Annotated in this window: 16 protein-coding genes, 1 tRNA gene and 1 pseudogene; 5 read left to right on the top strand and 13 right to left on the bottom strand. The window is 74.5% G+C overall.

What is annotated here, in order from left to right; translation table 11 throughout:
• Positions 1-225: 225 nt before the first annotated feature.
• The 6 genes from ACFYZY_RS23675 to ACFYZY_RS23650 form a co-directional block, all read right to left on the bottom strand.
• Positions 226-1,917, bottom strand: coding sequence for a S8 family serine peptidase (locus tag ACFYZY_RS23675; protein ID WP_388697554.1), 1,692 nt, complete (start codon positions 1,915-1,917; stop codon positions 226-228).
• Between the two features lie 525 nt (positions 1,918-2,442).
• Complete coding sequence (locus ACFYZY_RS23670) at positions 2,443-3,309, bottom strand: GNAT family N-acetyltransferase (RefSeq protein ID WP_388697460.1); 867 nt, start codon at positions 3,307-3,309, stop codon at positions 2,443-2,445.
• Between the two features lie 398 nt (positions 3,310-3,707).
• Positions 3,708-4,607, bottom strand: a complete 900-nt coding sequence (locus ACFYZY_RS23665) for a hypothetical protein (protein ID WP_388697457.1) — start codon at positions 4,605-4,607, stop codon at positions 3,708-3,710.
• Entirely contained in the window at positions 4,604-5,614 is a 1,011-nt protein-coding gene (locus tag ACFYZY_RS23660; RefSeq protein WP_388697454.1) for an SPFH domain-containing protein, read from the bottom strand. The genes ACFYZY_RS23665 and ACFYZY_RS23660 overlap by 4 nt, the downstream gene beginning before the upstream one ends.
• Positions 5,615-5,738: 124 nt before the next feature.
• The gene (locus ACFYZY_RS23655; RefSeq protein ID WP_388697452.1) at positions 5,739-7,001 is read right to left on the bottom strand and encodes a DMT family transporter; all 1,263 of its coding nucleotides are present in this window, start codon (positions 6,999-7,001) and stop codon (positions 5,739-5,741) included.
• On the bottom strand, positions 6,998-7,957 hold the full coding sequence (locus ACFYZY_RS23650) for a phosphatase PAP2 family protein (RefSeq protein WP_388697449.1): 960 nt from the start codon (positions 7,955-7,957) through the stop codon (positions 6,998-7,000). Before ACFYZY_RS23650 ends, ACFYZY_RS23655 begins: the two co-directional genes overlap by 4 nt.
• Before the next feature lie 202 nt (positions 7,958-8,159).
• Between ACFYZY_RS23650 and ACFYZY_RS23645 the strand changes: the two genes are divergently transcribed.
• Positions 8,160-8,762: a TetR/AcrR family transcriptional regulator gene (locus tag ACFYZY_RS23645; RefSeq protein ID WP_388697446.1), complete on the top strand. Its 603-nt coding sequence runs from the start codon at positions 8,160-8,162 to the stop codon at positions 8,760-8,762.
• 323 nt (positions 8,763-9,085) lie between these two features.
• Here ACFYZY_RS23645 and ACFYZY_RS23640 read toward each other — a convergent pair.
• Positions 9,086-9,544, bottom strand: a pseudogene (locus ACFYZY_RS23640) (DUF309 domain-containing protein); the annotation flags it as partial.
• Between the two features lie 124 nt (positions 9,545-9,668).
• Between ACFYZY_RS23640 and ACFYZY_RS23635 the strand changes: the two are divergent.
• Together ACFYZY_RS23635 and ACFYZY_RS23630 are read left to right on the top strand one after the other, a co-directional pair.
• Positions 9,669-12,551, top strand: coding sequence for an AAA family ATPase (locus tag ACFYZY_RS23635; protein ID WP_388697444.1), 2,883 nt, complete (start codon positions 9,669-9,671; stop codon positions 12,549-12,551).
• A gap of 52 nt (positions 12,552-12,603) precedes the next feature.
• Positions 12,604-12,677 (top strand) — tRNA-Pro (locus ACFYZY_RS23630).
• Between the two features lie 310 nt (positions 12,678-12,987).
• Here the strand turns inward: ACFYZY_RS23630 and ACFYZY_RS23625 are convergent.
• The 5 genes from ACFYZY_RS23625 to ACFYZY_RS23605 are packed head-to-tail and all read right to left on the bottom strand — an operon-like array spanning position 12,988 to position 18,275.
• Positions 12,988-13,794, bottom strand: a complete 807-nt coding sequence (locus ACFYZY_RS23625; RefSeq protein ID WP_388697441.1) for an ABC transporter ATP-binding protein — start codon at positions 13,792-13,794, stop codon at positions 12,988-12,990.
• Positions 13,791-14,810, bottom strand: coding sequence for an ABC transporter ATP-binding protein (locus ACFYZY_RS23620; RefSeq protein WP_388697553.1), 1,020 nt, complete (start codon positions 14,808-14,810; stop codon positions 13,791-13,793). Before ACFYZY_RS23620 ends, ACFYZY_RS23625 begins: the two co-directional genes overlap by 4 nt.
• 5 nt (positions 14,811-14,815) lie before the next feature.
• Positions 14,816-15,694, bottom strand: coding sequence for an ABC transporter permease (locus ACFYZY_RS23615; protein ID WP_388697439.1), 879 nt, complete (start codon positions 15,692-15,694; stop codon positions 14,816-14,818).
• On the bottom strand, positions 15,691-16,644 hold the full coding sequence (locus tag ACFYZY_RS23610; RefSeq protein WP_388697436.1) for an ABC transporter permease: 954 nt from the start codon (positions 16,642-16,644) through the stop codon (positions 15,691-15,693). The genes ACFYZY_RS23615 and ACFYZY_RS23610 overlap by 4 nt, the downstream gene beginning before the upstream one ends.
• A complete protein-coding gene (locus ACFYZY_RS23605; protein WP_388697433.1) occupies positions 16,641-18,275 on the bottom strand; it encodes an ABC transporter substrate-binding protein in 1,635 nt (544 codons plus the stop codon). The genes ACFYZY_RS23610 and ACFYZY_RS23605 overlap by 4 nt, the downstream gene beginning before the upstream one ends.
• A 131-nt stretch (positions 18,276-18,406) precedes the next feature.
• Here ACFYZY_RS23605 and ACFYZY_RS23600 point away from each other — a divergent pair, with 131 nt between their 5' ends.
• Positions 18,407-19,498: a LacI family DNA-binding transcriptional regulator gene (locus tag ACFYZY_RS23600; RefSeq protein ID WP_388697431.1), complete on the top strand. Its 1,092-nt coding sequence runs from the start codon at positions 18,407-18,409 to the stop codon at positions 19,496-19,498.
• Here the strand turns inward: ACFYZY_RS23600 and ACFYZY_RS23595 are convergent.
• On the bottom strand, positions 19,465-21,099 hold the full coding sequence (locus ACFYZY_RS23595; protein ID WP_388697429.1) for an amidohydrolase: 1,635 nt from the start codon (positions 21,097-21,099) through the stop codon (positions 19,465-19,467). The two genes, ACFYZY_RS23600 and ACFYZY_RS23595, sit on opposite strands and share 34 nt — an antisense overlap.
• Before the next feature lie 94 nt (positions 21,100-21,193).
• Between ACFYZY_RS23595 and ACFYZY_RS23590 the strand changes: the two genes are divergently transcribed.
• The gene (locus tag ACFYZY_RS23590; protein ID WP_388697427.1) at positions 21,194-21,904 is read left to right on the top strand and encodes a TetR/AcrR family transcriptional regulator; all 711 of its coding nucleotides are present in this window, start codon (positions 21,194-21,196) and stop codon (positions 21,902-21,904) included.
• Positions 21,905-21,926: the final 22 nt, after the last annotated feature.

The following is a 21,926-nucleotide window of genomic DNA, read 5'->3' as shown; positions in this document are numbered from 1 at the left end:
CTGTCCATCCCCTCCGGCCGCTCGGGCCCCGCCCGTGAGCCCCGTGCGCAGAGAATACGGAGCCCACCGGCGGAGTCCAGGCCCCTTGTCCGGCATACGGACAGCGCCCTTCGGCCGCTTCCGCCCCCGCAACGCCGGGACGCGCCCGTGGTGTAGACCACGAGCGCGTCGCTGACCAGCAAGAATGCTGATGTGGGGGGTGGTTCGGTGGGGGGTGGTGCTCTGTCAGAAGGTGAGGCTCCACGAGTCGATGTAGCCGGTGTCACCACTGGCCACATCGCGGACCTGGAGCTTCCAGGTGCCGTTGGCGACCTCGCTCGACGCGTCGACCGTGTACGTGGCCAGGACGTTGTCGGCGCTGTCCGAGGAGGAGGACGCCTTCAGGTTGCGCACCGTGCCGTCGGGGGCGACCAGGTCGACGACCAGGTCCCCGCGCCAGGTGTGCTTGATGTCCACGCCGACCTTGAGGGCGGCGGGGGCGTTGCCGGTGCGGCCGGTGACGGTGATCGGGGACGTCACGGTGGTGTTGTCCGGGATCGCCACGTCGGCGTCGGCGGTGAGGACGGTGCCCGTCGCCGGGGCGGTGACGGCGGTGACGGCCTTCGCGGCGTCGGCGATGCCGGTGCCGCAGCCGCCGGTGCAGGTGCCGGGCAGCGGGCGGGCGTTGGCCTTGATCGTGGATTCGATCGCGGCCGGGGTGAGGGTGCCGTTGGCCGCCTTCAGGAGCGCGGCGAGACCCGCGATGTGCGGAGCCGCCATCGAGGTGCCCTGGTAGGGCTTGTAGGTCTCGGTCGACTGGACGGTCGCGCCCGAGTTCAGCGTGGAGAGGATGGCGTTCTCGGGGGTGGTGACGGTACCGGGGGTGTCGGTGGCGCGACGGGTCTCGCCGCCGGGCGCGGCCACGTCCACGAGGGTGCCGAAGTTGGAGTAGTACGACCGGCCGCCTTCGCGGTTGGTCGACGCCACGGTGATGACGTTCGCGCAGTTCGCGGGGGTGAAACCGGAGGCGTTGGCGTTGCTGTTGCCCGCCGCGACGACGACGGTGGTGCCGCGCGAGACGGCGCCGTTGATCGCGGTCTGGTAGACGCTGGGGCAGGTCGAGCTCGCGCCGCCCAGGCTCAGGTTGACGACCTTCGCCGGGTTCGCGTTGGCCGGGACGCCCGGCACGCTGCCGCCGGAGGCCCAGGTGATGGCGTCGGCGATGTCGGAGGAGGAGCCGCCGCACTTGCCGAGCACGCGCACGGGCTGGATCTTCGCGCCGTACGCGATGCCCGCGATGCCCTTGGCGTTGTTCGTGACGGCGCCGATGGTGCCGGCCACGTGGGTGCCGTGCCAGGAGGAACTGGAGGCGGTGGAGCCGGTGCCGCACTCGCCCGCCGTGGCGTTCCAGTCGCCCTCGTCCTTCGGGTCCGCGTCGCGGCCGTTGCCGTCGCGGGCGTCGGCGGAGGTCGAGATGAAGTCGTAACCGGCGACGACGTTGGCCGCCAGGTCCGAGTGGGCGGCGTAGCCGGTGTCGATGACGGCCACGGTGACGCCGGAACCGGTCGTCCTGTCCCAGGCCGCGGGAACGTTCATGCCGCCGGTGGGCTCGACGAGGTCCCACTGCTTGGCGTATTCGGTGTCGTTCGGCGTGACCGCCATCGCGTACGCGCGGATGTCGGGCTCGACGGAGGCGACGGACGGGTCGGCGCGGAAGGCGTCCATGACCTTCGTCACGTCCTGCCGGGTGGCGCTGTCACCCAGGTCGACCAGGGCGCCGCCGGTGGAGAGGCGGCGCTCGAAGGAGAGCTTCTCGCCCGTCTTCACGGCCTTCTCGGCCGCGTCGCTCTTCGCGGCGGCGTTGGACCCGGCCTCGGCGGCCTGGTTCTTGTAGGTGACGATGACCTTCTCGACGGGGGCGCCGGGAAGCGCCCGCATCGTCTGCGAAGCCGGAGCGGGCTTCGGGGTGGCAGCGACCGGGGCGGCGGCGAACGCCCCGGAGGTGGTGGCAGCGGCACCGAGGATCGCGGCGCTCGCGACCACGGATATGACTCTCCGCCTGGAACGGTTCAAGGTGTGGCCCTTTCGAGTACGACGTAACTGCGGAGCAGTGGCGGCGGCGCGGGACACACGGCGCGAAGTGGGGTCACGGTCCGCGGGTCCCTGGGCTTGGGGGGCCCGTGCGCCGCCACCGGCGCGACGGCCCGGGTCAAGGCCGTCACCGGCGGACGCCACCCTTCGCATGCACCTGTCACGGTGCGGCTCGGAGGATGGTATCTGCCGGTGCGGAGGACAGTAGGGAACGGGGGGTGAACCCGATACGGGGAAAACCCTTGTCACCCCTCGGGGACGGCGGAGGGTGGGGGGCGGGGAAAGGGGAGGGGGAGGGGGAAGAGGCGCGGGGAGGGTGGCGACCTGGGCGGGGCGGCCCGCCGGCCGCGCCCCGCCGGGGTGCCGCCGCCGTCAGCCCAGTTCGAGCGTGGTGACGCCGAAGACGCGCTCGCGGGCCACCGGCCGGACCGGACCCGTGTACATCCGGGCCGTCTCGAACGTCGGTTCCAGGCCGCGCTCCAGGGCCAGGCGCGCCGCCGCCGGGTTCGTCTCCGGCATGTCGACCGCGATCCGGGCCGAACCGAAGCCCCGGGCCTCGGCGGCGAGTCCGTCGAGCAGGGCCGCCGCGTCCGCCGGGGTGTCCGCGAACAGCGGCCCGATCCGTGCCTCGTCCTGCGCGGGACGGACCACCCCGTACCCGGCCGGGCGGCCGTCGACGATCCGGACCAGCGCGCGGTGTCCGGGCGTGGTCAGCCAGGAGGAGAGGAAGCGCGGGCGGTCGGCGTGGTGACAGGCGCGGTCGTACGCCGCGAGGACGGCCGGATCGACCCGTCCGGCGGCCACCACACCGGCCGGCGGGGCGTCCGGCACCGGAACCTCGCCCACGTACCGGGCCGTGCGGTACGCCGTCGTGAAGCCGGAGCGCCGGTAGTTGTCCTGCTGCGCGGGCACCCCGTCGAGCCCCACGGTCCGGTCGCCCGCGTGGGCGAGGGCCGCCCGCCAGGTGGCCAGGCCGTGGCCGAGCCCGCGCAGCCCGGGACGCACGAGGTAGAAGCCGAGGAAGGCGTAGGCGTCGTCGTAGGTGACGACGGAGATGGCGGAGACCGGCTCCCCGTCGACGCGGCCGAGGAAGAAACCGCCGGGGTCCTGCGCGAAGAACGCCGTGGCGTCGGAGAGTCCGGGGTTCCACCCCTCCTCGGCGGCCCAGGAGCGTACGAGCGCCCACTCCTGCGGCGTGGCGGGGGAGACGGACAGGGGGCCGGAGGAGGCGGGGGCCATGGAGTGTCCTTCGACAGCCGGGAAGGGGCGGGAGGGCACCGGCGCGGCCGGGCCGCCGGGGGCGGGAGCCGTGGACGGGGCCGGGACCGGGACCGGGAAGCGGGGGCGCGGCGGGCCGGATGTCCGGGCGAAGCGCGCCGAGCATAACGCTCACGGGGCCGCCCTTCGCCCCCGACCGAACGATTCCGGCCGCACGGGGGAGGGGTGGCGTACGGGACGGACGCGGGCGGCCGGGGCACGGCGTCGGCGTCCGGGAGGGCTCGGGTCTCCCGGGCGGCGGTCACGGCCGTGCGCCGGGCAGCGGCGGAAGGCACCCGGTCCCGCGCTTGCCGGACTCCCGCGCTTGCCGGGCTTCCCGCGCTCCCCGGGCGGCGGTCACGGCCGTCCGCCGCCGGGGTTCAGCACACGAGGCGCAGGCGCGGGACGGCGACGGACAGGCGGACCGTCTGGCCCCACGTCAGGTGGAGCGCGTCCGACTCGACGCCGTCGCCGAAGACGACCAGGCGGTCCGACTCGACGGTGAGGCGCAGGCCCCGGCCGGGGCCGAGAACCCCCTCGACGCGGGTGGTGCCGGTCGTCGGCGACGGCCACGCCTCACGGACGAACCAGGCGAGCCGGGGGTCCGACGGAGCGGGCAGCGCCAGGGCGCTGGAACGCTGCTCCCACAGGGAGCGCAGCCAGCCCGTGGCCCCCGTGCCGGTGCCGACCAGGACGCCCGACGACGCCTGCGCCTCGGCCGGCGCGTCCGTGCCGTCGAGCCCGAGCGTGTAGCGGGCCGTCTGGTGGCCCGGCGGACCGACGTAGATCTCGTTGAGCGCGAGGAGCCGCTGCGCGTCGTCGGTGACGGCCTCGACCATCGTCAGCTCGTCGACCGCCGCCCCTTCCTCCGCCGCGTACGGCAGCAACCGCCGCGCCCGGGCCGCCGGGTGCCGGACCAGGACGCCCGGATTGCGCCCCGGGTCGGCGTCGATGCCGACGACGGGCTGGCCCGTCAGGTACTTCGCCGCGTTGGCGACCAGGCCGTCCTGCCCGACCACCACGACGACGTCCTCGGGGCCGAACAGGAACCGGTCCAGGTCGGCGCGCTCCACCCGGGCCCGCCGCCACGCCTGCGGCACCGCGCCCGCCACCTCGGCGAGCGCCCGGTGGGCGCGTTCGTGCCGGGCGCGCACCTCCTCGACCGAGCGGCCGCGCGCGGCGAGGAAGAACGCGGCCTGCCCGTGCGTGCCGTGCCGGGCGAGCAGCTCCTCGTACTCCGTGGTCCGGTGCACGAGCACCGCGCGCGGCGCGAGGCTCACGGCCGGGCCCCGCCCTCGCCGCCCAGCCTGGCCAGCAGGCCGGTGAGCACGTCCGGGGAGAGCGTCAGGTGCTCGACGCGGGGCAGGTTCTCGGCGGCCCGCTGCACGGCGAGGGCGCGCAGGGTCGCCGGATCGGCCTCGGCGTGCGCCCGCAGCCACGCGGACTGCGCTCCGGCGCGCGCCTCGCCGACCTCGCGGGCGGCCTCCGCCTCGGCCCGTGCGAGCCGGACCGTCCGTACGGCCTCGGCCTCGGCCCGTACCGCGTCGGCGGCGGCGTTCTCCTCGGCCTCGCGGCGCGCGTTGGTGCCGCGCTGCTCGACCAGCCGTTCCTCCTGCCGGGCCAGCTCGATCTTGCTGGCCAGCTCGTTCTCCGCGATGGCGCGTTCCCGCTCGACCGCGACCGCCCGGCGTTCGTAGGTGGCCCGGTCGGCCTCCTGCTGGATCTGCTCGCGGGCGGGGGTGCGCAGGGCGCGCTCGACCTCGGGTTCGGGGCGGATCGCCACCACCCGGACCGCGACGACCTCGATGCCGGTGTCCGGCAGGCGCGGTTCGGCGGCGAGGCCGGTCGCGACGCGGTCCCGCACCGCCGCCACGCCGTCCACGAGCGCGGCGGCGAGGGTGGTGCGGGCGAGGACGTCGAGGGCGTGCTGCTGGGCGGTCTCGGTGAGGAGGGTGGCGATCTGCTCCAGCGGGGTGCCGCGCCAGGCGCCGGTGTCGGGGTCGACGGAGAAGTCGAGCCGGGTGGCCGCCGCGCCCGGGTCCCCGATCCGGTACGTGACGGTGGACTGCACGCTCACGTCCTGGAAGTCGGCCGTGCGGGCGTGGAAGGCCATCGCCAGCTCCCGGTCGTTCACCGGGACCTCGGAGAGGGCGGCGGTGCGCGGCCGGAACCAGAAGCTCAGTCCCTCGCCGTCGTGGACGAGTCGTCCCCGTCGCTGGTGGCGGATGTGCGCGGTGGGCGCGGAACGCAGATGGCGCCAGCCGGCCCGCCGGGTGATGTCGGCCATGGAATCCCCCTTGTCGTCATACTGACGATAGGGGGCGGAGTTAGTTGTCGTCAAGATGACGAATTCAGGAGGCGGGGGTGCGGAGGCGGACGGCCCCCGGCCCGGACCCCGGCCGCGTCCGCCCTCAGCCCGCGAGCGGGGCGCCCGCCGGCTCGGCCTCCGTCGCCGCGTCCGCGATCCGCGCCGACGGCACGAACCACGCTCCCCGGACGGCCCTCCGGACGCGCGGGGCGCGAGAGGCGCGAGGGGTGCGGAAGGCGCGAGAGGTACGGGCGGGGCCCGAGGGTCCGCGTCCCGCCGCCGACGCGACCGCCCGTACTCCTTCGAGCGTCACCGCCGCCCCGGACGCGGGCGTACCCCCGACGGCGGGAACGGCACCGACCGTACGCACGGTCCCGGCCCCGACCGCGGCGGGAACGCCCCCGACCGCGGCGGGAAGACCCTCCCCCGTCCGGACGCCACCGACCGCCGCCGCGACGGGCGCGGTTCCGGCCCCCGGGACGGCCCCGGCCCCGCTCTCGGCCGCGCCGCCCTTCGTCAGCAGCACCACCCCCCGCGCCGCCACCATCGACGCGGCGGCGGCGGCCGTCCAGCCCCAGGCGCCGGCCCGGAAGGTCTCGCCGAGCAGGGCCACGCCGATGACCGCGGCGGCGGCCGGGTTGGAGAGGTTGACGACGGCCAGCGGTGCCGCGAAACCGCCCCGGTAGGCGGTCTGCGAGAGCAGCAGCCCGCCCGTCGCGAAGCCGGAGACGAGGACCGCGAGCAGCGCGGTCTGCCACCAGGTCGGCTCGGTGCCGGGGAGTTCGAGCGCGAGCGCGCCCGTCAGGGTCTGGGTGAGCGCCGAGGCGACGCCGGAGGCGATCCCGGAGGCGGTGGCGTGCCCGAGTCCGTTCCCGCCCCGGCCGCTTCCGGGCAGCCGGCCCGAGGCGAGCGCGGAGATCAGGAGCGCCGTCGACGCCGCGACGGCCAGCGACTCGCGGAGGCTGAGGGCCTCGCCGGGCGCGGCGGGCCCCGTGACGGCGACCAGGCCGACCAGCCCGCCCAGGGTCCACAGGGCCCCGCGCCACTCGGTACGGGTCACCCGCCGGCGCGCGCGGGAGGCGCCGAGCGGCAGGGCCGCCACGAGCGTCAGGGCGCCGAGCGGCTGGACCAGGGTCAGCGGGCCGTAGTGCAGCGCCGCCACGTGGGCGAGGGCTCCGGCGGCGTTCAGGCCGACGGCCCACCACCACTGCCGGCGGGCGAGCAGCGCGCGCAGCGCCCCGCGCCCGACGGGAGCGGCGGGGGAGGCGGTGGCGAGCCGGGACTGGGCGACGGCGGCGAGCGCGTACCCGGCGGCGGAGACGAGGGAGAGGAGCACCGCGAACGTGGTGCCGACGGCGGGGTTCATCGCAGGGCTCCGACCGGAAGGGGGGCCGTCCCGAACGGACGGTGTACGGGTGGGGGCGCCGTCCGGCGGCCGGGGGCGCGGACCGCGAGCAGTGCGAGGCCGAGGAGGGCGGTGGCGGCGAGCGCGTCGAACCAGTAGTGGTTCGCGGTGCCGACGATGACGAGCAGGGTGAACAGCGGGTGCAGCAGCCACAGCACCCGGAGGCGGGACCGGGTGGCGGCGATCAGGCCGATCGCGACCATCAGGGCCCAGCCGAAGTGCAGCGACGGCATCGCGGCGAACTGGTTCGCCATCGAGTCCGTCTCCGGCACCGCCCCGTAGACGGAGGGGCCGTAGACGCGGGCGGTGTCGATCAGTCCGGTGGCGGCGAGCATCCGGGGCGGCGCGAGCGGCATCAGCAGGTGCAGCGCGAGTGCGGCGCCGGTGAGGAGCGCGAGCACCCGGCGCGACCAGAGGTAGTGGGCGGGACGGCGCAGGTACAGCCAGACGAGGAAGGCGATCGTGGCGGGGAAGTGCACGGCCGCGTAGTACGTGTTCGCGGCCCGGACCAGCGGTTCGCCGTGCAGGAGCAGGTGCTGGACCGTCTCCTCGCTCGGCAGGCGGAGGGCGCGCTCGGCGTCCCAGACGCGGTCGGCGTTCCGGAAGGCGCGGGTCTCGTGGCCGTTGGCGAAGAGCCGGCCGAACTTGTAGACGAGGAACAGGGCGGTGACGAGCAGCAACTCGCGCGGGAGCGACGGCCTCGGACCCCTCCCGGCGCGCGGAGAGCGCGGTTCCGGCGCCTTCCCGGCGCCCTCGGGGGCTTCCCGCCCGCCGGGGCTCCCGCCGGGTTCCCGTCCGTCGCCCCGCTCTCCTCTTCCGTCCCCCTCGCCGACGTCCTGCCCGGCGGGGCCGGGGGCGTACGTCGCCTCCGGTCCTGCAGGACGTGGTCCTCGTATCCCGCGTATCCCGGCAGCCATCGCGCGGCCCTCTAATCCGTCAAATCGGCAACAAACGGAGGAAGCCTAGATCCGATCCGATCGAGACGCAAACGTATCGATACGTTTGCGTCTCGATTGCTCGCGTCCTATCCTCGTGGGTGCGGGGACGGACTCGTACGCGTAGGAATCCCCCACGGGGAGAGACGGCGGAGACACCGAGGTGCCCGTCAGGGAGGGACCGATGTCCACACAGGCCGCGACCGCCGCAGCCCGCCGCGGCAAGCTCACGCCCGAGCGCGAGACGGAGCTGTACGACGCGGTGCTCGGCCTGCTCCGCGAGGGCGGTTACGACGCGGTGACCATGGAGGGCGTCGCGGCCCGCACCAAGTGCGGCAAGGCCACGCTCTACCGGCAGTGGGGGACGAAGCCGAAGCTCGTCACCGCCGCCCTCGCCCAGCGGCGCTGCGTCCTCTTCAGCGGCATCGACACCGGCAGCCTCGCCGACGACCTGCGCGAGGCCGCCCGCGTCGCCGCCTCCCGCCGCGAGCGCGACGCCGAACTCATGGAGGCCGTCGCCCAGGCGTACATCCAGCACCCCGATCTGCGCGCCGCGCTCCGCGAGACCGTCATCGCCCCCGAGATCGCGGCCCTCGACGGCCTCGTGGCCCGCGCGGTCGAACGGGGTGAGATCGCCGCCGACAACGCCGCCATCGGCTTCGTCGCCCCCTGCTTCCTCGGCCTGCTCCGCGTCGAGCGCCTCTTCGAGGAAAGGTTCGAGGACGCCTCGGCCATGCGGTCCTTCGTCGACGCCGTCCTCCTCCCGGCGCTGTACGCCGGCAAGTGAGCCGGGGGTGCCGCCCGGCGCCCCGGTCCACGGCCCGAAGGGGCGGCCTCAGGAGGAACGGGGGCCGGGGCGGCCCCGGGAGGAGCCGGAGCGGAGAGGGGCGGGCCCGGGAAGCTCCGGGATCAGGAAGCGCTCCGCCGCAGGCGCGGCGCTTCGGCGGCGGCGTCGATCACGACCGGACGGACGGCCTCCGCCCGCCTCCCGGCCTCCGCCGACGGTCCGGTTCCGGCCTCCGTCCGCCTCCCGGCCCCCGCGTCCACCCGCTCCTCCCTCTGCCTCTCCCTCCCCGTCCTGTTCCCGTCCCGGTCCTCGCCCCCGTCCCCGGGCTCGCTCTCGGCGCGGTCGGCCAGCTCCCGCGCCCAGGCGACGAGCCCCTCGGCATCGATCCCGTACGGGGCGGGGGCCGGGCTCCCGGACCGGGCCGCCAGACGGTCGGCGCCACGTCGCAGCAGACGCGCGCCGCCCGCCGCGTTGCCCCGGGCGGCGTGCGTCAGGCCCACGGCGAGCTGGGCGAGTCCCTGCCACAGGTCCCGCTCCGCCTCCGGACCGGACTTCCAGGCGTCCTCGAAGACCTCGTGCGCGTGGAAGGGCATCCCGGCGTCGAGCAGCCGCTGCGCCTCGCGCAGGGTCGCCCCGGGATCACGCACGACGCCCTCGGGCTGCCGGGGCACCCCCTCCGCCCCGTACGGCAGCGGCCTGCCGAGGCCGTCGCGGGGCCGGGCGCTGCGGGCCCGTCCCTCCTCGTCGCGGTCCCTGCCGTGATCACTCGCTGTCCGGTTCACCCCTTCATTGTTGCCCCCGGAACGATCAGGAACGCTAGGCTCGTCGGACAGACGCTTTGCGCCGGTCGACACAGGTCACGTCGGCCGCGCCGTGCCGGAAGTCCGTGTGGGGAGTGAGCCACCGTTGTCGTCGGATCCCGAACACCCGTCGCCCGCAGCGCCGTTCGCGACCAGGGCCTGGGGCGGGGGTCGAGGCGGGCTGCTCGAGCGGGGCCCGGAACTCACCGCCGCCGCCCACGCCGTCGAGGAACTCGTCGCCGGTGCGGTGGCGGGCCACCCGGTGCGCGGCGGCATCCTCGTCTACCAAGGAGAGGCCGGCATCGGCAAGACCGCCCTCCTCGGCGAGATACACCGCAGGGCCCGGGACCGGTGCACCGTCCTGACGGCCCGGGGCGGCGAAACGCTCACCTCGGTCCCGTTCCACGTCACCCGCCAGCTGCTCCAGCCCGCCCTGGACGGGTTCGGCCCGGAGGACATCCACGACCTCTTCGGCGACCACTTCGACCTGCTCGCCCCCGCGCTCGGGCTCGCCTCGCCGTCGCCGTCGGACGAACCCGCCGATCCGCAGGGCGTACAGGACGGCCTGGCCAGACTCCTGGAACGGCTCGCGGACCGGTTGCGGGACCGGCCCCCGGTCCTGCTCGTGGACGACGCCCAGTGGGCCGACGCCGAAACCCTGGCGTGGCTCGACGCCTTCACCCGGATCGGGCGGAACCGCCGCCTGCCCGTCCTCCTCGTGCTCGCCCACCGTCCCCTGCCGAAGGGACCGCACCGCTCCGGCACGGCGGCCGTCCTCGCCGGGCTCGCCGGCCGCGCCGTCCTCACCCTGGGCCTGCACGCGCTCACCCCCGACGCCACCGCCGCGCTCGCCCGGGACATGCTGGGCGACCACGCCGACGAACCCTTCTGCCGCGAACTGTGGACCGTGACCGGCGGCAACCCGTACGAGACGGTCGAACTCCTCGCCAAGGCCCGCGACCGGATGCTCGAACCCGTCGCCGGTTCCGCCGGTCTCCTCCGCGACCTGGGTGCCGGTGCGCGCGGCGGCGGCCTCGTCACCCGCATCAAGGAACTCGGCACCGGCCCGACCAACCTGGCCTGGGGGATAGCCGTCCTCGGCGCGGACAGCACCCCGCCCCTCCTGGCGGCCGTCACGGGCCTGGGACCGCGGGAGGTCGCCGAACACGCCGAACTCCTCCGCCAGGCGCGGATCGTGACCACGCGGACGACCCCGCCGACGCGCGCCGAACGCGCCGCCGGGTCCGGCCCCACGACCCCGGCCGACGTCCGGGAGGCACAGGACGCGGAAGCGCCGGCGGGACACGGGGGTCCGGACGACTCCGCCGCCGGAGACGCTCCCGCCGCCGGGAGCGGCCTCGCCGCGGTGACTCCGGGCGAGGTCACCCACCTGGAGTTCGCGCACCCCCTCATCGCGACCGCCGTGTACGGGGCGGTGCCGACGGGCGCCCGGACCGCCCTGCACGGACGGGCCGTCTGGGCGCTCACCGAAGCGGGCCACGGACCGGCCGCCGTCTCCCGGCACCTCCTCCAGGTGCACCCGGACGACGACGAGGAGGTCGTGGACAGGCTGCGGGCCGCCGCCGCCGAACACCTCGCCGTGGGAGCCCCGGACGCGGCCCGCCGGTGCCTGGAGCGGGCCCTGGAAGAACCGCCGGGCCCCGAGACGTACGCCCAGGTGCTGTACGAACTCGGCTGCGCCTCCCTGCTGACCGCGCCCGCCGCCACCGTCCGCCACCTGCGTTCCGCGCTGGACCTGCCCGGCCTGGACCACCCCCTGCGCATCGACGCGACCTACCGGCTGGCGCAGGCACTCGCCCACAACAACGAGCTCCGGGAGGCCGCGCGGGCCCTGGACGCCGAGGCCGTCCGCACCCCACCCGGCACCGACCGGCGCCGCCTGCAGGCCGCGCACTTCATGTACGAGGGGTTCCAGGCCGCCGAGGAGGACGGCCTCCGCCGCTCCCGCCGCCTGGCCGAACTCACCGAGGGCTTCACGGGCGCCGACAACTCCGAGCGGGCGCTCCTCATGGTCCGGGGATTCGACGCGATGCTCCGGGGCGAACCCGCCACCGAGGTCGTACGACTCTGCGACCGTGCCCTCGTCGACGGCGCGCTCGCCCGGGGACTCGGCTGGACGGACTCCACGTGGGGATTCGAGATCCCGGCGCTCACCGGCATCGCGTACGCGTTCGCCGACCGTCCCGACCGGGCCGAGTCCCTCTTCACGGAGGCCGTCCGCGCCTTCGAGATCTCCGGCTGGAGCGGCGCCCACCTCGCCTTCGCCCACACCCTGCTCGGCCTGGTCCACCGGCGCCGCGGCAACCTGCCGCAGGCGCAGCACTACCTGGAGGAGGGCCTGCGCCTGGCCGACCGGGTGGGCAAGGGCCTCCCCGTCCACTGGGACACCGCCTGCCTCCTCGTGGACACGCTCGTCGCCCGGGGCCGTACGGCGGAGGCGCGCTCCGTCGCCGACCGCTACTCCTTCGGGCCGCCGTGGCCGGGCGCGATCGTCCTGCCCGACGGTCCCAGCGTCCTCGGCCGGCTGCTGCTCGCGGAAGGGCGCGTCGAGGAGGCGGTGGCCACCCTGGAAGCGGCGGCCGAGGCCCTGATCGGCCGGGGCCGCCACCACATCGTGTGGGCTCCCTGGCCCCTGGACCTCGCCCGGGCGCTCGCCGCCACGGACCCGGACCGCGCCGCCGGGATCGCCGCCGAGGCCCGTGCCCGCGCCGAACGCATCGGCACCCCCACCGCCCTGGGCGAAGCCCTCCGCTGCGCGGCCCTCTTCGCCGGTCCGTCCGAGTCCCGGCGCCTCCTCGCCGAGGCCGTCGCCCACCTGTCCGCGTCCCCCTCCCGCTACGAGGAGGCCCGCGCCCGCCTCGACCTGGCCCGTGCCACCGGCTCCCCGCGAGCCCTCGCGGAAGCGACGGCCCTGGCCGCCGCCTGCGGCGTGGTGACAGCCCGTGCGTCGGACCGCCCTCCGGAGTGAGGTAGTGTTTCCCCTGCACGCCGACGCGGGGAAAACCGCAGGGGCCGTGCATCGGGACGTGGCGCAGCTTGGTAGCGCACTTGACTGGGGGTCAAGGGGTCGCAGGTTCAAATCCTGTCGTCCCGACTGGAGACAGTCGCGGGTCAGGGGCCGTTCTGGAGCAATCCAGAACGGCCCCTGATCGTTTTTGGGGACCAGTTGGGGACCAAACCCTTGTGCGAGGGTTCCCGACGCGTCTTGACCTGCTCAAGGAGCGGTCCGGATCCACCGTTCCGGCCACGGCGATCGACGCGGGCGAGGCCCACGAATCCGGGCACGACTCCCCCCGGCCGCTGAGGAGTGCACGCCCGCCTGTACCACGACGGCCCGAGCCCTGAGCCGTGCGCGCCGGAAGGACGGGGTCCCGGTGCCGGGCCCCACGGGTCCGTGACGACGGTCACCGGCCTGCGGGGAACCGCCCGCGCCGGGGCACCGAGTCCAGGAGGAGCCGGGTGTACGGATGTTCCGGGGCCTCCAGGACCCGCGAGGCCGGGCCCGTCTCCACGACGTGACCGGACTTGAGCACGAGGACCTCGTCGGCGATGTGCCGGACCACCGCCAGGTCGTGCGTGACGAACAGGTAGCCGATCCCCGATGCGCTGCGGATCTGCCCGAGGAGTTCGAGTATCTGCGCCTGGATCGACACGTCGAGCGCGGCGACGGCTTCGTCGAGAACGAGGACCCGGGGCTCCACGGCAAGGGCACGGGCGATCGCCACGCGCTGCCGCTGGCCGCCCGAGAGGTCGCGGGGGAGAGCGGCGGCCTCGCGTGTGCCGAGGCCGACCTGGTCCAGGAGCCGGGTGACCCGGGTGCCGCGGCCGCCCGCATCGAGACCGGTGTGGAGGCGCAGCACCTCGTCCAGGCATCCGGAGACGGTCACCCGGGGATCGAGCGAGAGGTACGGATCCTGGAAGACCATCTGGATCTCCCGGGCCCTGGACAGCCGTTCCGCCCGCCGCCGGGGCCGCGCGGAGCGGTCCCGTCCGTCCAGGCGGACGGTCCCGCCGTCCGGGTGCTCCAGGCCGACGAGCATCCGGACCGTGGTGGTCTTGCCGCTGCCGGACTCCCCGACGATCGCGAGAGAGGCCCCGGGTGCCAGGGAGAAGGACACGCCGTCGACCGCCACGTGGTCTCCGTACCGCTTCCGCAGGCCCTCGACGACCAGGCCCTTGACGACCGGTCCCTCTTTCGCTGAGGCGGTCACAGCGTGATCCCTTCGTCGGCGCGGTGGCAGGCGGCGAGTCCGTCGCCGTGCCGGGTGAGTGCGGGCTTCTCCTCGGAGCAGCGCGGCAGTGCGTGGGCGCAGCGCGCGGCGAAGGCGCAGCCCGGCGGCGCCTCGGACAGGGAGACGGGACGCCCGGGAATGGGGCGGGGCGCGGGCGCGCCCGCCTCGATGCTCGGCGTGCAGGCGAGCAGTCCCGCGGTGTACGGGTGCCGCGGCCGGTCGAACAACTCGTCGGTACCGCGCGTCTCCACGACCCGGCCCGCGTACATCACGTACACCCGGTCACAGACGGTGGCGGCCAGTTCGAGGTCGTGGGTGACGAAGAGGAGGCCCGTGCCGCGCTCGGCCCGCAGCCGGGCGAGGAGTTCGACGATCTCGGCCTGGGTCGTGACGTCCAGGGCGGTGGTCGGCTCGTCGGCGACGATCAGCGCGGGTTCGGCCGCGAGCGCCGCGGCGATGACCACCCGCTGGAGCATGCCGCCGGAGAACTCGTGGGGACGGCGGCGCAGGGCGCCGCGCGGGTCTCGGATGCCGACCGCGTCGAGGAGTTCTAGGGCCCGCGCGTCCGCCGTGGCGGCCGGGGTCCCGGCCGCGCGCAGCCCTTCGGTGAGGAAGTCGCCGACTCGGCGCAGCGGGTTCACGGAGGCACGCGGGTCCTGGTAGACCATCGCGACCTGCCGGGCCCGCAGCTCGGCCAGTTCGGAACGGCTCATGGTGAGCACGTCCCGGCCGGCGACCCGGACCTCGCCGCTGGTGCGTGCGCCCGCGGGCAGCAGCCCGAGGACGCTGCGGCACGTCACCGACTTCCCGGAGCCCGACTCGCCGACGAGGCCGACGCTCTCCCCGGCGCGTACCCGCAGGCCGACCCCGTCCAGGATCGGCCGCCCGGCCCGGTCGTCGGGCAGCCGGACCCCGAGCCCGTCGATCTCCAGGACCGGACGCCCGTCGCCGGCCGGGACCGGAGACGCGTCCTTCCGTTCCGGCTGTTCCTTCATGCGGTTCACCGCTTCCGCCTCGCGATCCGGTCGGCGAGACCCTCGCCGACGATGCCGAACGCCACCACGGCGAGCACGATGCACACGGAAGGCGCGAGGGCGGGCAGCATCGCCCCCTGCTGGACGGCCGACTGACCCTCGTTGATCATGGCGCCCCAGTCGGCGGTCGGCGGCTGCACGCCGAAGCCGAGGTAGGAGAGGGCCGCCAGGTCCATCAGCGCGTACCCGAAGTTCATCGCGGACTGGGCGAAGACGGTGGCGGCGATGTTGGGCAGCAGGTGGCGCAGGCACACGTTCCAGCCGGACCAGCCCTGTACCCGGTAGGACTCGATGTACGGGCGGGCCTTCTCCTGGCGCGCGATGCCGCGCACCAGGCGGCCCACGTACGGGGTGTAGGCCACTGCCATCGCGATCACCGGCGCGGTCATCCCCGAGCCGGCGACGGAGACGAGCAGGATCGCGAGCAGGAGTCCGGGTATCGCGAAGACCATGTCCATCGAGCGGGACAGGACGGAGTCCGCCCAACCGCCGCGCCAGGCCGCCACCACGCCGAGCAGGGTGCCGAGCAGGGTGGAGACGCCGACGACGAGCAGCGGGCCGAGAAGCCCGGTGCGGGCCCCGTGCATCAGCCGCGACAGGACGTCCCGACCGGACTGGTCGGTGCCGAGGAGGTGCTCGCCGGTGGTCCCGGTCAGACTCGCCGGGAGATCGAGGACCTCGGGGTCGTACGGAGCGAGGACGGGGGCGAGCACGGCGATCAGGACGAGAACGGCGAGCACCGCGATCGAGGCGGTGAACAACGGCCCTTGGGCGAGGAGGCGCAGGGGGCGCAGCCCGGGCCTGCGGCGCAGGACGGCGGGCTCCGGAGGTGCGGTGGTGGTCATGAGGAGCCTTCCCCGTGGAGCGACAGCCGGGGGTCGATGAGGGGTGCGAGCAGGTCGACGGCGAGGTTGACGAGGACGAAGGCGCCCACGCTGAGCAGGGTGATCGCCTGCACGACGGCGAAGTCCTTGGCGGTGACCGACTGCACGAGCAGGGAGCCGAGGCCGGGCACGTCGAAGGCGGTCTCGACGATCGAGGTGCTGATGAGGAGTCCGGCGAGCATCGTGCCGCCGACGGTGACGACCGGGCCGAGCGCGTTGCGCAGGACGTGGCGACGGACCACGACCCGCGCGGGGACGCCTCGGGCGCGTGCCACCTCCACGTGTTCCCGGCCGAGTTCGTCGAGCATCGCCGAGCGGGTCACCCGGGCGAGCAGGCCCGCGAAGGTCAGCGCCAGGGCGAAGGCCGGCAGGGTCAGGTGGTACAGCCCCTCGGAGAATCCCACGGGCGTGCCGCCGGGGCCGGGGAACCAGCCCAGACGGACGGAGAACAGGGACACGAGCGCGATCGCGGTCACGAAGGACGGGGTGGCGGTGGCGACGCCGCTGCCGAGGAGCACCGCCCGGTCCAGCGGTCCGGGCCGCAGGGCGGCGAGGATCCCGGACGTCACACCGATGAGGGCGACGAGCAGCGCCGCGTACCCGACGAGCAGGGCCGTGCCGGGCAGCCGTGATCCGATGAGGGCGGAGACGTCCTGGTGGAATTGGGCGGAGCTGCCGAAGTCTCCCCGGAAGACCCCGCCGAGCCACTTCGCGTACTGCACGGGAAGCGGGTCGTCCAGGTGGTACTGGGAGCGCAGGGCCGCCACGGCCTCGGGGGTCGCGGGGCGGCCGTGGAGCAGGAACGACACCGGGTCGCCGGGCGCCAGGTGGACGCTGCCGAAGACCACGAGGGAGGTCGCGAACAGCACCGCCACCAGGCCGACGACGCGTCCGATGAGGTAGCGCGTCATTTCGCCGCGGCCCCGATCGTCGCGGCCCACGGGTAGTACAACTGGGCGATCCCGGTCGGGGCGCCGGTCACGCGCTTGCCGAGGAAGACCGTGTAGGGCGCCTCGTAGAGGGGGATGATCGGCAGCTCGCGCAACGCGATCTCCTGGAGTTCGGCGGTCAGCTCCGCGCGCTTGCCGGCGTCGGGTTCGGCGTTGGCCCGGTCGAAGGCGGCGTCGTACGCGGCGTTCGACCAGTTGCCGTAGTTCCCGAAGTCGCCGGTGCGCAGGTACTGGTAGAACTCCAGCGGGTCGGGCGTGTTGTCGTACCCGTTGGTGATGACCAGGTCCATGCCGGCGCGTGCGCCGGGGTCGACGAAGATGCTGCTGTACGCCTCGGGGGGCACCGACTTCAGCTCGACGTTCAGGCCGATCTCCCGACCGGCGGCCTGAACGGCGTTGGCGACGACGCTGATCTCGGGAGCGAGCGTGCTGGTGACCAGGGTGATCTTGCGGCCGGCGGCCCCGGCCTCCTGGACGAGCTTCTTCGCGGCGCCGATGTCGTAACCGGGCTCGGGCCGGGTGTCGTAGAGCGCGGCGGTCTTCTCCGGGGCCAGCGCCCACGCGCCGCGCGCGGCGGGGGCCTTGGCGGGGACGCCGATGCCGCCGGCCGCGGCCTTGATGATGTTCTTGCGGTCGAGCGCCAGGGAGAGGGCCTTGCGGACCTTCACGTCGCCGAGCGGGCCGCCGAAGTCGAGCACGGCGAGATTGGACGCGGCGGTGTTGGGGCCGAAGAGGACGCTGCCCTTGTTGCCGGAACGCAGCTGTCCGATGGTGGCGGGGGCCACCATGTACCCGCCGTCGGCGGTGCCGGACAGGAAGGCGTTGGTGCGGGCCGCCGTGTCCTCGATGAACGTGAACTTCACGGTGTCGGTCTTGGGGGCGAGCCGGGGGTCCCAGTACGCGCCGTGCTTCTTCAGGGTGATCTCGGCGCCCTGGGACCAGGTGTCGAGTGCGTACGGACCGGTGCAGTTGACCTTGCCCGCGGGGGTGCCGTAGTTCTTGCCGGCCTCGGCGAGGGTGGCGGCGCTCTCGACGGTGCCGGGGGAGGCGGCCATCAGCTCGTGGAGCAGGACGTCGGGCTTGGTGAGCCGGAGCGTCACCTCCAGCGGGCCGGTCTTCTCCACGGCCTTGACGTTCTTGAACGCCGACCCCCAGGGGGAACCGGTCCCAGGGGCCATCTGGCGCTGGAGGGAGGCGACCACGTCGTCGGCGGTCATGGTCGTGCCGTCGTGGAACTTCACCCCGGGGCGCAGCGTGTAGACCAGCGTGAGCGGGTCGGGCCGGTCGTACGTCACCGCGAGGCCGGGCTCGATCTTCATGTCGGGGGTGACCCGCATGAGCTGCTCGCACACGTTGGCGAGCACGGTGTTCGGCGGGTAGTCGTACGCGAGGGCGTAGTCGAGCGTGTAGGGCTCGGCGTACAGGGACCAGGTGAAGGAGTCCAGGGGGCCCCGCGCGGGCGGTGAGAGCGGAGTGACCTTGTGGTCCGCGCCGGCGGCGGTCTTGGGCGCGGTGGCGCCGGAACAGGCACTGGTGGTGGCCGCGACGGCGGCGGTACAGAGGAGAAGCGCGATGGCTCGGGGCATGCGCATGCAGACCCACCCCTTTACGGGTGTAGTGACGGGCGCTGGGGGTTGGAGTGAGTATTGATGCGGGACCGTTCCCGCACAAGGCTGTGCGGGAACGGTTTTGCAAAGGTCACGAAGGTGGCAGCATCAGTCGCATGACCGACGCCCCACCGCACGGCGGGCAGCCCTCGCCGCCCCTCCCACGCGTCCGCCTCGTCGACGTGGCCCGCGAGGCGGGCCTGTCCAAGACGACCGTCTCGGCGGCACTGAACGGCACCGGAAGGCTCTCTCCCGAAGTCCGGGAGAAGGCCCGTGAGACCGCGCGCAGAATGGGCTACCGGCCCAACGCCACCGCGCGCCGGCTGCGCGCGGGACGGGCCAGATTGATCGGTTACGTGGTCGGGGAGTTCGCCGACGCCCCCTGGGCCTTCCTGGAGTCGCCGTACTTCGCCCGGCTGACCGCGGCCACCGCGGCGATGTCGTTGCGGCGCGGCTACGCCGTGGTGCTGCTGCCCGCCGGGTCCCTGCAGAGCGAGTGGGCCGACCTGTCGCTCGACGCGGTGGTCGTCGCCGACCCCGTCGCCAACGACCTGATCGTCGAGGACCTTCTCGCCGCCCGCATCCCCGTGTTCAGCGACCGCTCCGTCGAGGGGCGGCCCGGGGCGTACTGGGTGGACGTGGATGCCGGCGGCGCCCTGCGCGAGGCCCTCGACCACGTTCGCGAGCAGGGCGCCCGCAGGCCCGTCCTCGTGGTGCCGGACAGCACCACCCGCTTCCACGCCGAGGTCTTCGCCGCGCACGAGGAGTGGTGCGCGGCACACGGCGTGGCGGTGCGGGTCGTACGCGCCGGGGGGCCGGGGAACGGTCCCGTCATCCGCGCCGTCGAGACCGCCCTCACGGGCGACCCGGCGGGCGGCCGGGCACGGCCCGACGCCCTGCTCGTCGTGGCCGAGGCGAGTCCGCCCCTGATCCTCGACGCGGCGCGCCGGCTCGGCTACGAGGTCCCCGGCGACCTGCTCCTCGTCTGCGTGAGCGAGGACGTCACCGCCGAGCACACCGAGCCGCCCGTGACCACCCTGAGCCTGCGGCCCGAGGCGATCGCGGAGGCGGGCGTCGAAACCCTGGTGGCGGTCCTGGAACACGGCGACCGGGAGACGGCGGGGGTGCTCGTCCCGACCCGGCTCGACGTACGGGCGTCATCGGTCCGGTCCGCTCAGACCGAGTGCACGAGTCGGCCGCCGACGTAGGTCCGCTCCACCCGGGCCTCCGCGATCTCCTCCGCGGGCGCCGTGAGGATGTCGCGGTCCAGGACGACCAGGTCGGCGAGGTTGCCGACCCGCAGGCTGCCCGCGTCGTCGTGACCGTTCACGTGGGCGGCTCCGGCGGTGTACGCGGCCAGCGCGGTCGGCAGGTCGAGCCGCTGCTCGGGATAGAAGATCCGGTCGTGGTCGGCGTCGGGGTCCCGGCGGTTCACGGCCACGTGAAGGCCCGCCAGCGGATCGGGGCTGCTCACCGGCCAGTCGCTGCCCGCGACGAGGGTCGCGCCCGCGCGCACCAGGTCGCCGAACGGGTACTGCCAGGCGGCACGCTCCGGACCCAGGAACGGGATGGTCAGCTCGTCCATCTGGGGCTCGTGGGCCGCCCACAGGGGCTGGATGTTCGCCAGGGCGCCGAGCGCGGCGAAGCGGGTGAGGTCCTCGGGGTGGACGACCTGGAGGTGGGCAAGGTGGTGGCGGTTGCCGCGGTGTCCGTTGGCCGCCACCGCCGACTCGATCGCGTCGAGGGCCTCGCGCACGGCCCGGTCACCCAGGGCGTGGAAGTGCACCTGGAAGCCGAGGGCGTCGAGCTCCGTCACGTATCCGCGCAACGCCCCGGGCTCGACGAAGCTCATACCGCTGTTGGCGGTGGCACAGCCGCAGCCGTCCAGGTACGGGGAGGTCATGGCGGCGGTGAAGTTCTCCGCGACACCGTCCTGCATGATCTTCACCGAGGTCGCGCGGAACCGGTCGGCCCGCAGCGCCTCGCGCCGGGCCACCAGTTCGGGAACCTGCTCGACGCCCCGTGCGCGGTCCCACCACAGCGCCCCCGTCACCCGGGCCGTGAGCGTGCCGTCCGCCGCCGCGGTCAGGTACGCGTCCGAGGGATCGGGCCGGCCGCCCAGCTCGCCGAGCATCGCGTCCTGCCAGCCCGTGATGCCGAGGGAGTGCAGCAGCTTCTGGGCCCGCAGGAGCCCGGCGAGGAGTTCCGCCGGCGTGCTCGCCGGCAGCAGTCGGCCGACCAGCGAGGTGGCGCCCTCCTGGAGCGTGCCGCTGGGAGTGCCGTTCGGCTCGCGCTCGATCCGGCCGTCGGCGGGGTCGGGGGTGGTCGCGGTGATCCCGGCGAGTTCGAGCGCCCGGGTGTTCGCCCAGGCACCGTGGTGGTCCCGGTTGACCAGCAGGACCGGGCGGTCGGGGACGACGGAGTCGAGCAGCTGCCGGGTCGGCAGCCCGCCCTCGAAGCTCTCCATCGACCAGCCGCCACCGGTGATCCACTCGCGGTCGGGGTGCGCGTCGGCGTACGCGCGGATCCGGGCCAGGTAGTCGTTCACGGTGACGGTCTCGGTCAGGTCGCACTCGGCCAGTTCCACGCCGGCGAAGACCGGGTGCATGTGGGCGTCCTGGAAGCCGGGGAGCAGCAGCTTCCCCGTCAGGTCGACCACCTCGGTGCCGGGCCCCACGAGTTCGCGCACCTCGTCGTGGCCGACGGCCGCGATCCTGTCGCCGATGACGGCGAGCGAGGTCGCCCGGGTGCGGGCCGGGTCCACGGTGAAGACGGGGCCGCGGGTGAAGACCAGATCGGCCTTGGCCATTCGAAAGCTCCAGAGCGTGAGGCGACGGGGGGCGGGGGCCATGGAATCGGGAAGGCCGTTTACACGTCAATGGTGTTGACGTAAGGTCCCGGCCATGTCCGAACGTGTCACTCCCGAAGGCGGACGCAAGCGCCGCAGACCCACCAAGCAGGGCGCTGTCCTCTCGGAGCGGCTCATCGTCGAGACGGCGCTGCGGCTCGTCGCCCAGCACGGAGCCGAAGCGCTCTCCGTACGGAGGCTGGGCGCCGCGCTCGGCGCCGACCCGAGCGCGCTGTACCGCTACTTCCACAACACCGACGCCCTCCTCCTCGCCCTCGCGGACGAAATGATCGGCAGGGCGCAGGAGGGCTGGCGGGCGACCGGGGACTGGCGGGAGGACCTGCGCTCCATGGGCCTGCGGATCCACGCCTGCTACCTGTCCCACCCGCAGGCGGCCGTCCTCGGCGCGTACCGCACGACGGGACGCCCCCACGAGACCCGGGCCGTCGAGCGGATCCTCGGCATCCTGCGCTCGGCGGGCTTCCCGGACGCCTTCGCCGTCCGCGCCTACCACGCGTTCGTGGACCAGGCCCTGGCCTTCGCCGCCCTGGACGCCGCGGCGCTCGCTCTGCCGAAGGCCGCCCGGGAGGCGGACGAGGCGGTCTGGAACTCGGTCTACGGCAGGCTGACGGCCGACACCCATCCGAATGTCGCGGCGGTCTTCCCGCTGCTGGCCGCCGACATGCGTGACAGCGGCTACCCTTTCGCCCTGGAACTGATGCTCAGCGCGATGGCGGCGCTCCGCCCGGCGGCGGCCGAAGCCTGAGCGGCGTCCGCCCCGCGGGCGC

This window comes from Streptomyces sp. NPDC001744 (assembly GCF_042892575.1).
Lineage (GTDB): Bacteria > Actinomycetota > Actinomycetes > Streptomycetales > Streptomycetaceae > Streptomyces.
This window is presented reverse-complemented; position numbering and strand designations above follow the sequence as displayed.

What these genes read in the sequence shown, in the direction of transcription:
- ACFYZY_RS23675 (WP_388697554.1), bottom strand. Translation starts at nt 1,917, where the DNA reads ATGCGGGCGCTTCCCGGCGCCCCCGTCGAGAAGGTCATCGTCACCTAC.
- ACFYZY_RS23620 (WP_388697553.1), bottom strand. Translation starts at nt 14,810, where the DNA reads ATGAAGGAACAGCCGGAACGGAAGGACGCGTCTCCGGTCCCGGCCGGC.
- ACFYZY_RS23670 (WP_388697460.1), bottom strand. Translation starts at nt 3,309, where the DNA reads ATGGCCCCCGCCTCCTCCGGCCCCCTGTCCGTCTCCCCCGCCACGCCG.
- ACFYZY_RS23605 (WP_388697433.1), bottom strand. Translation starts at nt 18,275, where the DNA reads ATGCGCATGCCCCGAGCCATCGCGCTTCTCCTCTGTACCGCCGCCGTC.
- ACFYZY_RS23660 (WP_388697454.1), bottom strand. Translation starts at nt 5,614, where the DNA reads ATGGCCGACATCACCCGGCGGGCCGGCTGGCGCCATCTGCGTTCCGCG.
- ACFYZY_RS23655 (WP_388697452.1), bottom strand. Translation starts at nt 7,001, where the DNA reads ATGAACCCCGCCGTCGGCACCACGTTCGCGGTGCTCCTCTCCCTCGTC.
- ACFYZY_RS23645 (WP_388697446.1), top strand. Translation starts at nt 8,160, where the DNA reads ATGTCCACACAGGCCGCGACCGCCGCAGCCCGCCGCGGCAAGCTCACG.
- ACFYZY_RS23600 (WP_388697431.1), top strand. Translation starts at nt 18,407, where the DNA reads ATGACCGACGCCCCACCGCACGGCGGGCAGCCCTCGCCGCCCCTCCCA.
- ACFYZY_RS23590 (WP_388697427.1), top strand. Translation starts at nt 21,194, where the DNA reads ATGTCCGAACGTGTCACTCCCGAAGGCGGACGCAAGCGCCGCAGACCC.
- ACFYZY_RS23610 (WP_388697436.1), bottom strand. Translation starts at nt 16,644, where the DNA reads ATGACGCGCTACCTCATCGGACGCGTCGTCGGCCTGGTGGCGGTGCTG.
- ACFYZY_RS23650 (WP_388697449.1), bottom strand. Translation starts at nt 7,957, where the DNA reads ATGGCTGCCGGGATACGCGGGATACGAGGACCACGTCCTGCAGGACCG.
- ACFYZY_RS23595 (WP_388697429.1), bottom strand. Translation starts at nt 21,099, where the DNA reads ATGGCCAAGGCCGATCTGGTCTTCACCCGCGGCCCCGTCTTCACCGTG.
- ACFYZY_RS23615 (WP_388697439.1), bottom strand. Translation starts at nt 15,694, where the DNA reads ATGACCACCACCGCACCTCCGGAGCCCGCCGTCCTGCGCCGCAGGCCC.